Source organism: Kitasatospora sp. NPDC056327 (assembly GCF_042261735.1).
In the GTDB taxonomy this organism is placed as follows: Bacteria; Actinomycetota; Actinomycetes; order Streptomycetales; family Streptomycetaceae; genus Kitasatospora.
Genome location: NZ_JBHJRC010000260.1, coordinates 1 through 11,959, shown reverse-complemented (window position 1 = coordinate 11,959; position 11,959 = coordinate 1). Strand labels below are relative to the sequence as shown.

Below are 11,959 nucleotides of genomic sequence, written 5' to 3'. Positions count from 1 at the left end.
GGGTCCGCGCCCTCCGCACCGGCAGGAGCCCCCGCAGCGGGCTCCGCGCCGGGCGCGGGAGCGGGCGCGGCCGCAGGGGTGGGAGCGCTCCCGGAGGCAGGTGCGGGCACGATCTGCGACCAGGCGGAACGGCTCGGCCGGTGGCCGGCCGGCTCCGAGCAGGCCCGGATGTGCCACAGCATCTACGGCTGAGCCCCGGTCGGCCGGACGGCCCGGCGGGGGCAGGGGCCCACGGGGCGGCGGCCGTCCCCGGCTCACGCGGCCGCCGCGACCCCGGCGGGAACCCGTCCGGGCCGAGCGGCCGGGACACGGCGTGAAGGCGGTCCTCAGGGAGCGGACCCGGCGCGCGGGGGGACGTCGAGAGGCATCGGCCGGGGCCTGGGGATCGGCGACCCCCACCTCCCGGCGGCCGAACCGCCCAAATCGGCGTCATCTTCGAGCACGGAACAACGGATTCCGCTCCCACGCCCCCGCTCACCGTGGTGACCGCCGCCGTGGTCCGGGACGGCCGGCTGCCGGTGGTCGGCAAGAAGGCGGCGCCGGACGTCCTCCACCTCCCCGGCGGCAATCCGGACGCCGGGGAGGAGCCCCTCGCGGCGCTGACCCGTGAGCCGGCCGAGGAGCTCGGCGCGGCCCCGGTCGGACCGCGCCACTCCACCGACATCGAGGCGGTCGCCGCGCTGGAGGGGGTGCCGATGCGGACGACCGTGTTCGTGGCGGAGCCGGACCGCGCCCCGGCACCCGCCGCCGGACTCGCCCGCCTGCGCCGGACGGACGGCCTCGACCCCGGGCTCCGGCTCGCTCCCGCCGTACGCGGTCACCTGCTCCCCCTGCTCGGCGACCGCGGCCTGCTCCCCCGCCCCCGAGGCGGGCGGGCACGGCGGCGGCGGGTGGCCGCGGCGGGGCCGCGGCGACTCGACGGAGCGGCGGCCGGCCGATCGGCCGCCCCGCGCGGAACGACCCGCCCCCCGCGCGCGGAACGGCCCGGGCCCGCCGGGCGGCCGCCCCCGAGGGGGCAGGTGCGCGGCGGGCCCGGGTGAGGGGTGGATCAATCAGGGGCTGGTCGGGGGCACGGCGGGCGGTGTGCCCAGCAGGGCCAGGTCCAGGCGTGGGGCCAGGATGCGGGCGAGCGTGTCGGTGATGTGGCCGGTGTCGCGGTAGAGGACCACGCTCTCCAGCACCGCCGGGCAGGACGGGCCGGTGCCGGGGCAGAGCAGCCGGCCGAGCTCCAGGACACGGACCTGGTAGCGCTCGGCGAGGCCGCCGTCGATCAGCGGGTCCCGCTCGAAGGCGGACTCGCGCGGGAAGGCGCAGGTGTCCGGGCGGCCGTCGGCGCCGGCCAGGCAGGTCGGGATGTCCTTGCCGGGCATCGGCGTGTCGCCCAGGTAGCCGAGCGGCGCGCCGAGGGCGGTGAGGCGGTCGAGGGTGCGGATCCAGCCCTCGGTGCGCTCGTCCTGGCCGCCGTACCGGTTGAGGCCTGCCATCAGGACCAGGCGGGGCTTCGGACCGGAGGCGAGCCGGGTGAAGGCGTTCTCCCGCCAGCGGTCGCACTCGTCGAAGGTGCGGCCGAGCACGGCGTTGCGGACCGTCAGGGTGGCCAGCGGGCAGCCGGGCTTGACCAGGACCTCCAGCGCCCACTGCCGCTGCTCGGCCATCGCGAGGGCCGCCGAGATCCACTGGCCGGCGTGCGAGTCGCCGATCAGGACGATCCGGTCGGTGCCGGACTCGGGGCCGAACAGGCAGCGCGGGCTGGTGTCGGCGCCGAGCGGGATCTCGCAGCCCTTGCCGGGCGGGAAGTCGTCGCGGGCCCGGGCGAGCGAAGGGGTCAGCTTGAGCACCCGGTTGCCGGGGGCGAACAGGGCGGGGCCGTCCACGGCTCCCGCCGGGACGGCGACGGTGCTGTCGGGGTCGCCGAGGGCCCGCACGGTGCCGCCGCCGAGCGTGAGTCCGGCGATGAGCGGGATGACCAGGGCGCTGGCGCCGACGGCGAGGCCGCGGCGCGGGGCCGGGCTGCTGCCGTAGCGGAGCGGCTGTTCGACCAGCCGCATGGTGAGCCAGGCCGGCACGGCACTGGCGGCGGTGAGCGCCACCAGGGTGGTCCAGGGCAGGGCGCCCCAGCGGGCCTGGGCGATGGTCAGCACCGGCCAGTGCCACAGGTACCAGGCGTAGGACAGCCGTCCGGCGGCGCGCAGCGGGCGGACGGCCAGCAGCTGGCCGGCATCGGTGGCGCCGAGCGCGCGGTGGGCGGGGCCGGCCAGCAGGAGGACGGCGGTGCCGAGCACGGGCAGCAGGGCGGCGGTGCCGGGGAACGGCGTGTCGCGGTCGTAGCGCAGCACGGCGACGGTCAGCGCGGCGGCGCCGGCCCAGCCGAGGACCCGCAGCAGCAGGCCGCCGGCGTGCGCCGCCGGACCGCCGCGGGCGAGCCGGGCGGACAGCGCGGGCCCGGCGAGGGCGACACAGCCGCCGGCGGCGAACTCCCAGAGCCGGCCGGCGGTGGAGAAGTACCCGAGCGCCGCGGAGTCGGCCGTCCAGCGGATGCAGAGCACCAGGGAGACGCCGCCGACGGCGAGCGTCGTGGCGGTGACGGCGAGGGTGCGGCGCCGGCCGGCCAGGAGGCGGGCGAGGCCGAGCAGGAGGACGCCCCAGAGCAGGTAGAACTGGTTCTCCACGCCGAGGGACCAGAAGTGCTGGAGCGCGCTGGGATCGCGTTCGGCGGCCAGGTAGTCGGTCTGCTGGCCGACGAAGCGCCAGTTGGCGAACTGTCCGGCGGCGGCGATGAGGTCGCGGGCCAGGTCGGTGCCGCGCAGCGGGTCGAGCAGGGCGCCGCCGGCGAGCGCGGTGGCGACCAGGACGACGGCGGCCGCGGGCAGGATGCGGCGGGCCCGGCGGGCGGCGAAGTCCCACAGGCCGATCGGGCGGGCGAGCAGGAGCCCGGTGATCAGGAAGCCGGAGATGACGAAGAAGACGTCGACGCCGACGTAGCCCCCGGTGAAGCCGGGTACGGCCGCGTGGAAGGCGAGGACGGTGAGGACGGCGACGCCGCGCAGGCCCTCGATGTCGGGGCGGAAACCGCGTTCGGGACGCGCGCCGCGCTCGGCGGGCCCGGAGGGTGCTCCGCGCCCGGCGGGTCCCGCGGGGGGTTCGGCGGCGCTGGCGGTGCGGGCGACCGCCGTTCCGGGGGTTCGGGTGCCGGACGGCGGTGACGCGTCCGAGGAGAGGACGTCGGTCGGGACGATGGCGTTCGACGGTTCGGCGCCGGGTGGTACGGCCGTGGACACGGCGGGGCTCCTTGCAGGGGCTGGCAGCGGTTGTCGGGGCCGGCGGGCCGATGGGGCGGCCGGCCGGCTGTCCGCGCCGGTGGGGCGACGCGCAAGGAAGAGGGTTGACGCAAGGTTGAGGGAAAGGCTGCACCAAAAAACGGACTTGACGGTCAGTCAGACGATCAGGCGATCCGTCAGAACATCAGCGGGTCGGCCCAGCCGGACGCCAGCAGGCCGCAGAGCAGCAGCACGGCGGTCACGGCGACGGCCTCGGCCCGGCCGAACCGCAGGTCGGCGTGGCGGACTCCGGCGCGCCGCCCGGGCCCGGCGAGGTCGGCGACGGGCGCACCACCGCCGCTCCGGAGCAGCGGTCGCAGGGCGCCGATCAGCGGCACCACGGTGTAGGCGGTGAGCAGGAGCAGCCCGGCGAGCGCCCAGTAGGGCTGCCAGCCGTGCAGGGTGACGGCGCGGACGAGTCCGATCACGCCGGCGACCACGACCAGGCCGAGCCAGCCGACGCCGATCCGGGCGACGGTACGGGCCAGCGCGGTACCGCCGGACACGGCGCCGGTGGGCACCCAGTCGGCGCTGCGGCGGCGCAGTGCGTGCGCGATGGCGACCACGTGGCAGAGTCCGCCCAGGAGTTGGACCCGGGTGACCTCGAAGCGCCAGTGGGTGCGGGACATCGCGGGGAGCAGGACGAGCGCGACCCAGATGGGCGGCAGGAAGGGCAGCACCTGCCAGGGTTCGATCTCGTCGGGGCGGAAGAACAGCATGATCAGCGCCGGCAGCGGCACCGCGAAGACGTTCACCGCGCTGGTGAGGTAGCCGAGGATGCCGTTCCAGAAGCAGAGCCGGGCCGAGCGGGAGAGCGGGCCGCGCCGGAAGCCGGGGTCTCCGACCAGGGCGAGCGAACCGAGGCACCAGCGGTACTGCTGGCTGATGAAGGCGGGCAGGCCGGTGGGCGACATGCCCTTGGCGACCAGGGCGGGCACGTACCGGGTGGTCCACCCGGCGCGGGCGAGCGAGAGGCCGGTGTAGAGGTCCTCGCTGTGGTCGATCTCGGCGAAGCCGCCGACGCGTTCGAGGGCGGCGCGCCGGTAGAGCGCGTTGGTGCCGCAGCAGACCGTGCCGTCCTGGGCGTCCCGGGAGGGCTGGATCCAGCGGTAGAAGATCTCCTGGGTGGCGCCCGCCGCCCGTTCGAGCCAGGACATGCCGGGGTCGGTGTCGAAGCACTGCGGGCTCTGCACGATGCCGATGTTCGGGTCGTCGAGGTACGGCACGAGGTGGTGCAGGAAGTCCGGGCGCGGGCAGAAGTCCGCGTCGAGGACGGCGATGATGTCGCCGGTGCCCTCGGTCAGACCGTGGTTGAGGTTGCCGGCCTTCTTGAAGCGGCCCCGGTCGGGGCGGCTGCGGTACTGGAAGCCGTAGGACTCGGCGAGTTCGCGCACCTCGGGGCGGGCGGCGTCGTCGAGCACCAGGACGGTCAGCTCGCCGGGCCAGCGGACCGCGGCGGCGTACCGGTAGGCGTTGTCCAGGACGGCGAGGGGTTCGCCCGCGGTGGGCAGCAGGAGGTCGACGCCCGGGTGGCGGGCGGGGCTCCAGGCCCGGACCAGCAGGTCGTGCGAGTCACGGGTGAAGCGGCGGGAGCGCTGGCCGTCGGCGAGCGAGAGCAGCCAGGTGGCCGCGTTGAGCACGGTCAGGACGAGGAACGGCCACAGCAGCGGGCGGCTGAGCGCGAAGAGGCCGAGCGTCGCCGTGGCACCGGCGTAGGAGAGGGTGGCGCAGAGCAGCACCCAGCGGCGCTGCGGGCCGAAGTACCAGTAGAGCTCCTCGTCGTCGGGCGGGGCGGGCAGCCGGGTCGACGTGTCGTCGGGCCGGTGGTCCGGCAGGTCACCGGGCCCGCCGCCGGGTGTTCGGCGGGGACGGTCCGGCTCCCGGTCGGGAGCGGACCTGGTCTGGCCATGGAGTACGGGCATGCGGAAGCGGCCTCCCTGAACTGGGACGGAACGTGGCCTTTCGCCGGCCAGCCTCTCACGTTGGTCTGGACCATTCGCACACCAGATCGGATGATCACGCATCGTCCCAGGTCAGGGAGTTGACATTGCGTCAGATTCGTGCACCACCTGACACGACATGATCAACTAGCGGCCGTCCAGGGCCTTCGTCAGCTTCTCGAAGCGCAGGTCGGAGCGGAGCGGGATGCCGAAGCGCTCGTCGCCGTACGGGAACGGCGAGTAGACGCCGGTGCGCGCGAAGCCCCGGCGCTCGTACCAGGCGATCAGCTCGGAGCGCTGCTCGATGACGGTCATCTCCATCCCGACCGCGCCCCACTGCTCGGCCGCGTAGCGCTCCGCGTACGCCAGCACGGCCCGGCCGAGGCCGCCGCCCTGCCGGCCGGGGCGCACCGAGAACATGCCGAAGTAGGCCTGCTCGCCGCGGCGTTCCAGCTGGCAGCAGGCGAGCAGCTCGCCGTCGAGCTCGGCCAGCAGCACCACGCCCTCGGTGTGGGTGACGGCGGCGGTGACGCCCTCCGTGTCGGTGCGCTGGCCGGCCAGCAGATCGGCCTCGGTGGTCCAGCCCGCCCGGCTCGCGTCGCCCCGGTAGGCGGACTCGACCAGGTCGAGCAGGGCCGGCACGTCGGCGGTGGTGGCGGTGCGGAAGCCGAGCCGGTCGGTGGCGGCGGGCTCGGCTTCCGCTCGGGTGCTGCTCTCGGGCACGGGGACCTCTTCTCGGGCGGGCCCGGGCGGTGTCCCGGGCGGGGCTGCGGCCGTTCGGGCCGGTCCCTCGCATCGTGCCACAGCCGCCCGGGGCCCCGACCTGCCCGGACGACCCCGCCGGCGGCGCCCCGGCGGACCGCCGCCCGGTGCCCCGGAGTCCGCCCCGCCGCCCGCCGCATCCCGCGCCACCCGCCACCCGCCGCACCCCCGCGGCGAACGTCCACCGCACCGTCCAGCCACCGGACGCCCTCCCGGGTACCGCGCCGCCTCCGGCAGGATGGCCGGGACGACCCCGCTCATCCCACCCGGCCCAATCCCACCGGAGGCCCCATGACGACCGTCGAGATCCCCGGCTCCAAGTCGGTGACCGCGCGGGCGCTGTTCCTCGCCGCCGCCGCCGACGGCACCAGCACCCTCCACCGCCCGCTCGGCCCGCTGACCGAGGCGCTGCGCACCCTCGGGGTCGACCTCCGGCACGAGGAGGCCGAGGGCCACCACCCGCTGCGGATCGCCGCCGCCGGGGTCCGCGGCGGCGAACTGACCCTGGACGCGAGTCTGTCCTCGCAGTACCTCACCGCCCTGCTGCTGCTCGGCCCGCTCACCGAGCAGGGCCTGCGGATCACCGTGACCGAGCTGGTCTCGGCGCCCTACGTGGAGATCACGGTCGCCATGATGCGGGCCTTCGGCGCCACGGTGACCCGCACCGGCCAGGTCTTCGAGGTCGCGCCCGGCGGCTACCGGGCCACCGCGTACCCGGTCGAGCCGGACGCCTCGACGGCGAGCTACTTCTTCGCCGCCGCCGCGCTCACCGGCCGGGAGCTGACCGTGCCGGGCCTCGGGAAGGGCGCGCTCCAGGGCGACCTCGGGTTCGTCGAGGTGCTCTCCCGGATGGGCGCGCGGGTGGACGTCGACACCGACCGGGTCACCGTCCGGGGACCGCGGGACGGCCGGCTGTCCGGTCTGACCGTCGACATGCGCGACATCTCCGACACCATGCCCACGCTCGCGGCCATCGCCCCGTTCGCCGACGGGCCGGTGCGGATCGAGAACGTCGCCAACACCCGGATCAAGGAGTGCGACCGGCTGGACGCCTGCGCCGGGAACCTCCGGCTGCTGGGCATCGACGTCGCCACCGGCCACGACTGGATCGAGATCCGGCCGGGCACACCGCGCGGCGCCGCGCTCGCCTCGCACGGCGACCACCGGATGGTGATGTCCTTCTCGGTCACCGGCCTGCGCACGCCCGGCATCACCTTCGACGACCCCGGCTGCGTGCGGAAGACCTTCCCGGAGTTCCACGAGGTGTTCGGGCGGCTGCGCGAAGAGTGGGCGACGGCCGGCTGACCGCGGCGGAAAGACCCGGCGGTGCGGGGGCGCCCGGCCGGCGCTCCCGCACCGCCCCCGTCCCCCCGGCGCCAGGAGCGCACCGGGGGCCGCCCCGATCCGCGTCCCGACCGCGTCCGCCCTGGTGGGCGGCGCGGCCGGGCGGACCGGCGGGGGTTGCCGGACGGGCTGCGCCCGGGCCCCGGCGGCGTACGGAAGGGCTCGAAAGGACGGGGCTCCCGCCGATGTGACGGCCGTTCGGGATGGGGCCGGCGGTACCTGGCGGGCCGACGCGTACATGGCTAGCCTGCTCCAGCCGGAGCCGTCACCGGCACACCGCGCCGACGACGACGCACCCTGCCGCCGACGCACCGGCCGTCCGCAAGCCCACCGGGTCGTCCGCACCGGACCAGAGGAGTGTCATGCCCAGCACTTCCCGCTCCGCCAGCCCCGCCGTCCTCCCCCTCCGCCCCGTCGCCACCACCGCCATCACCGGGACCACCGCCGGAGGCTCCGGGAGCACCGCCCCCGCCCGCAGGCCGGGGCGGCGCCTGCTCCCCGCAGCGGCCGCCCTCACCGCCGCCGTCGCCCTGGCCGCCGGCATCGCCGCCCCGGCCCACGCGGCCGAGCCCGGCGCGGCTGCCGAGGCCGCCGACCGGCACGGCGGCCAACTGCCTCCGATCCACCCCGAACTCGACTTCGCCGGCTCCACCGTCGCCGCCCACGAGGGCCGGGACGGCGGCCCCGCCCCGGCCGGCACCCCCGCCCTCGCGGCCACCCAGACGCCGGGCCTCGACGTCGCCAGCTACCAGGGCAACGTCACCTGGTCCTCGGTGCGCGCCAACGGCGCCCGCTTCGCCTACGTCAAGGCAACCGAGGGCACCACGTACACCAACCCGTACTTCGCCCAGCAGTACAACGGCTCCTACAACGCCGGCCTGGTCCGCGGCGCCTACCACTTCGCGCTGCCGGACCGTTCCTCCGGCACCGCCCAGGCCAACTGGTTCGTCGACCACGGCGGCGGCTGGTCGCGCGACGGCAAGACCCTCCCGCCCGCGCTCGACATCGAGTACAACCCCTACGGCGCCACCTGCTTCGGGCTCGGCCAGAGCGCGATGGTGAGCTGGATCCGTGCCTTCAGCAACACCGTGCGCTCCCGCACCGGCCGCTACCCCACGATCTACACCACCACCAACTGGTGGGTGACCTGCACCGGCGACAACGCCTCCTTCGGCGCCACCAACCCGCTCTGGATCGCCCGTTACGCCTCCGCGGTCGGCACGCTGCCGGCCGGCTGGAGCTACCAGACGATCTGGCAGCACGCCGACTCCGGCGTCTTCCCCGGCGACCAGAACCTCTTCAACGGCGCCTTCGACCGGATCCAGGCGCTCGCCAACGGCTGATCCCCGCACGGCGAACGGGCCGGCCGGGGGCAGGCAGAAACGATTCGTCTGCACCCGGCACGGCACGGCACGCGCCCCGGCGGTACGGCGGCGGAACACCGGCCGTCCCACCGCCGGGGCGTCACGGGTCGGGGCGTCACGGGGCGGGCGGCACCGCGAAGGGGTCGAAGTCCTCCGGCATGAAGCAGCCGTAGTCCTGAAGGGGCCGCGGGTCGTTCAGCACGATCTGCTTCAGCTCGCCCGCCGGGGAGATTCCGTCCGGGCGGTCCGGGATCCGGACGCCGGGGAGGCCGCCGAACGGCTCGGCGTCCGGCGCGAGGCGGCCGAAGCGGTCCACCATGGCCCACACGGCGTCGTAGACGTCGCGGATCTCCTCGGCCGCCCGCTCCTCGCTGATCGTCGGGAACGCCTCCCGGTACGCCGCGCGGGCCGCGGCCACGAAGCGGTCCGGGTCGACGACCACCACGTCCTGGCGCGTCCGGAGACTGATCGTCATGCCTGCCACGGGAGGAACCGGGGTCTCGTCCACCGCCCCACGGTACTGCGCCGGCCCCCCGGCGGACGGCGGATTCGGCGGGTTGCCCCGGTCCGGCGGCCGGTCCGACGGCCGGTCCGACGGCCGGTCCGCGTGCCGCTCAGAGCGGGAGGACCAGCTCCCAGGTGTCCACCGTGTGGTCGACCGTCATGCCGTGCCGTTCGTAGAGGGCCAGGGCCCCGGTGGTGTTCCCGGTGTCCACACCGAGGCCGACCCGGCCGCGGCCGAGGGCCGCGTAGTGGCCGAAGAAGTGGCGCAGCAGATGGCCGCCGAGCCCGCGCCCCCGGGCCGCGGGCAGCACGCCGAGGCGGTCGGCCCAGCCCCGGCCCGCGCGGTCGTCGCGGGTGCGCAGCACGGCCGCGTCGCCGATGCCGTCCACGGCGGCGATCCAGGTCAGCGACCAGTCGCGCCGGGCACCGTCGACGTCCTCCCACCACTGCTCGAAGGTTCGCGGCCGGTGGTCGAAGTGCCCGGCGAAGGACTCCTGTTGCAGCCGGTGGGCGGTGCGCCGGTCCTCCTCCCGGGAGCAGTCCCGCAGCACCACGCCCGGCGGCGGCACGGGGACCGGGTCGGCGGCCGGGGCGACCTCGCGGGTCATCACGTGGTGGCGGCGCACGCGTGCCCAGCCGCGCTCCCGGATCCCCCCGGTGTCCAGGGTCGGCCGGCTGTTCAGCAGCAGGTGGAGGACGGCGCGGGAGGCCCCGTTGGCGGCGGCCACCTCGGCCGCGCGGCGCTCCATCAGCGCGAACAGGTGCAGGGCGCCCGTCTGGTGCTCCGGGAGGACGTACTGGTCGAGGTCGATCCGCTCGCCCCCGGACCGGTCCCGGACCAGACCGTAGCCGACCAGCCCGTCCCCGTCCGCCAGCAGCCAGGAGTCCCGGCGGAGGTCCACGCCCGGGTGCTCCAGCTCGGCCCGGACCTCGTGCAGGTCGGTCCCGGCCCGGCCGGTCTCCAGCAGGTCCACCGTGTCGAGCAGGTCACGGACCGACGGGGCGTCCCCGGGGCGGGCCGGACGGACGGTGAGGCCGGCGGGCGGGAGGTGGGTCGTGTTCATCCTGGTCGTCTCTCCTGGTCGGTGCCCGGTGGCGCGGCCGGCGGGGTGCCGGCAGGCCGTCCGGACAGCCTGTCCCACCCGCCTTGCAGGACGCGTGCAGACGGCGCGTACGCTGCACCGGATCCCGAAGCGGACCTCGGGGAGGACCGCGGGCGGACCGGAGCCGGAGCGCGGCGCTGCGGAAGGGGTGGGGGATGACGGGCCGGGGATGGCGGTTCGGCGTGCTCGGACCGCTGACGGTGCGGTACGACGGGCGGGCGCTGCCGCTCGGCGGGGCGCGGCAGCGGACCGTGCTGGCCGCCCTGCTACTGGCGCGGGGACGGACGGTCCCGGTGGCGGGCCTCGTCGAGAGCGTCTGGCACGGGCGGGAGCCGGCCAGCGCGGTCAACACCCTGCAGAGCTACGTCTCCCGGCTGCGGGCGCTCCTCGGCGGGGCGGCGGGCGGGGCCGGCGGGGCGGCGCGGGGCGACGGCCGGGCGCCCCGGTTGCTCGGCACCGCGGGCGGGTACCGGCTCCTCCTCGCCGGCGAGGAGGAAGAGGAGGCGGGAGCGGGCGGGCCGGACCGCGCCCGCCTCGACCTCGACCGGTTCGAACGGCTGGCCGCCGGGGGTCGGGCCCGGCTGTCCGACGGCGACGCGCACGGCGCGCACGCCCGTCTCGCCGAAGCCCTCGGCCTGTGGCGCGGCCCCGCCCTGGCGGACCTGCACGAGGTGCCCGGCCTCCGCGCGGAGGCGGTCCGTCTGGAGGAGCTGCGGCTGGCCGTCGTGGAGTCGGCAGCCGAGGCCGAACTCGCCTGCGGGCGACCGGCGGAGGCCGTCGACCGGCTTTGGCGCACGGCCGGCGAGCACCCCCTGCGCGAGGGTTCGCAGGCCTTGCTGATGCGCGCGCTCCACGGCACCGGCCGACAGGCGGAGGCGCTCGCGCTCTACGGCCGGACCAGGCGCCGACTGGTCGACGGGCTCGGAGTGGAGCCGGGGGCCGAACTCGCCGCCGTCCACCGGGCGATCCTCCGCGGGGAGCCGCTGCCGGGTGAGCGGCCGCTTGCCGCTCCCCCGGCCGCCCGGTCCGCCGCCCCGTTCGTCCCGCACCGCTTCGAGGTCCCCGAACGGCTGGAGGGGCCCGGCTTCCTCCTGCGCCCGGTGACCATCCGTGACCTCGCCCAGGACCACGCGCTGGTCACCGGTGCCCGGGACGAGCTCCGGCGGCACTTCGGCCAGGTCTGGAACTGGCCGCCGCCCGGTCTCACCGAGGAGCAGGACCTCATTCAACTGGCCTGGCACCAGCAGGAGTTCGTCCGCCGCTCGTCCTTCGCGCTGGCCGTGGTGACGCCCGGTGACGACCGGATGCTCGGATGCGTCCACCTCGACCCGCCGGGCGACCCGCGGGACGAGGCGGACCTGATCTTCTGGACCGGCGAGCGCCGCGGGTCGGCGCTCGACCTCGTGCTCTCGGCCGTCCTGGACCACTGGCTCGCCACCCACTGGCCCTGGCGGCGGGTCGCCCGCCCGGGCCGCACCTCCCCCTGGCCCGCCCCGCCCGGGTGAGCGCCGACGCTCCGGGGCGGGCGGGGGGGCGCCGCCGCCCGCCAAGGGGTCTGTGTCTTTTAAACAACAGACGCGGCCGACGCAGGAAATATTGTTGATATAGGGGGGGGGCGGTTGAGT

Annotated in this window: 9 protein-coding genes and 1 pseudogene; 5 read left to right on the top strand and 5 right to left on the bottom strand. The window is 76.2% G+C overall.

Going from position 1 to position 11,959, the window contains the following annotated elements:
* Positions 1-192, top strand: a pseudogene (locus ACFCX4_RS28495) (hypothetical protein); the annotation flags it as partial.
* A gap of 290 nt (positions 193-482) precedes the next feature.
* A complete protein-coding gene (locus ACFCX4_RS28490) occupies positions 483-1,040 on the top strand; it encodes an NUDIX domain-containing protein (protein WP_376148333.1) in 558 nt (185 codons plus the stop codon).
* 12 nt (positions 1,041-1,052) lie between these two features.
* Here the strand turns inward: ACFCX4_RS28490 and ACFCX4_RS28485 are convergent, their stop codons facing one another.
* From ACFCX4_RS28485 to ACFCX4_RS28475, 3 genes are all read right to left on the bottom strand, one after another.
* Entirely contained in the window at positions 1,053-3,278 is a 2,226-nt protein-coding gene (locus tag ACFCX4_RS28485; RefSeq protein ID WP_376148330.1) for an acyltransferase family protein, read from the bottom strand.
* Positions 3,279-3,454: 176 nt separating this feature from the next.
* Entirely contained in the window at positions 3,455-5,239 is a 1,785-nt protein-coding gene (locus tag ACFCX4_RS28480) for a glycosyltransferase family 2 protein (RefSeq protein ID WP_376148327.1), read from the bottom strand.
* A gap of 165 nt (positions 5,240-5,404) precedes the next feature.
* The gene (locus ACFCX4_RS28475; RefSeq protein ID WP_376148324.1) at positions 5,405-5,980 is read right to left on the bottom strand and encodes a GNAT family N-acetyltransferase; all 576 of its coding nucleotides are present in this window, start codon (positions 5,978-5,980) and stop codon (positions 5,405-5,407) included.
* A gap of 330 nt (positions 5,981-6,310) precedes the next feature.
* On the opposite strand from ACFCX4_RS28475, the gene aroA reads away from it, so the two are divergent.
* Positions 6,311-7,324, top strand: a complete 1,014-nt coding sequence (gene aroA / locus ACFCX4_RS28470; protein ID WP_376148321.1) for a 3-phosphoshikimate 1-carboxyvinyltransferase — start codon at positions 6,311-6,313, stop codon at positions 7,322-7,324.
* 401 nt (positions 7,325-7,725) lie between these two features.
* Positions 7,726-8,706 (top strand): lysozyme, encoded by a 981-nt coding sequence (locus ACFCX4_RS28465; protein ID WP_376148318.1) that lies wholly within the window; start codon positions 7,726-7,728, stop codon positions 8,704-8,706.
* A gap of 136 nt (positions 8,707-8,842) precedes the next feature.
* Here the strand turns inward: ACFCX4_RS28465 and ACFCX4_RS28460 are convergent, their stop codons facing one another.
* Positions 8,843-9,202 carry a hypothetical protein gene (locus tag ACFCX4_RS28460; RefSeq protein WP_376148315.1) on the bottom strand — a complete coding sequence of 120 codons (360 nt, stop codon included), beginning with the start codon at positions 9,200-9,202 and terminating at the stop codon, positions 8,843-8,845.
* Positions 9,203-9,341: 139 nt separating this feature from the next.
* The gene (locus ACFCX4_RS28455) at positions 9,342-10,295 is read right to left on the bottom strand and encodes a GNAT family N-acetyltransferase (RefSeq protein WP_376148313.1); all 954 of its coding nucleotides are present in this window, start codon (positions 10,293-10,295) and stop codon (positions 9,342-9,344) included.
* Positions 10,296-10,489: 194 nt separating this feature from the next.
* On the opposite strand from ACFCX4_RS28455, the gene ACFCX4_RS28450 reads away from it, so the two are divergent.
* Entirely contained in the window at positions 10,490-11,839 is a 1,350-nt protein-coding gene (locus tag ACFCX4_RS28450) for a BTAD domain-containing putative transcriptional regulator (protein WP_376148310.1), read from the top strand.
* Positions 11,840-11,959: the final 120 nt, after the last annotated feature.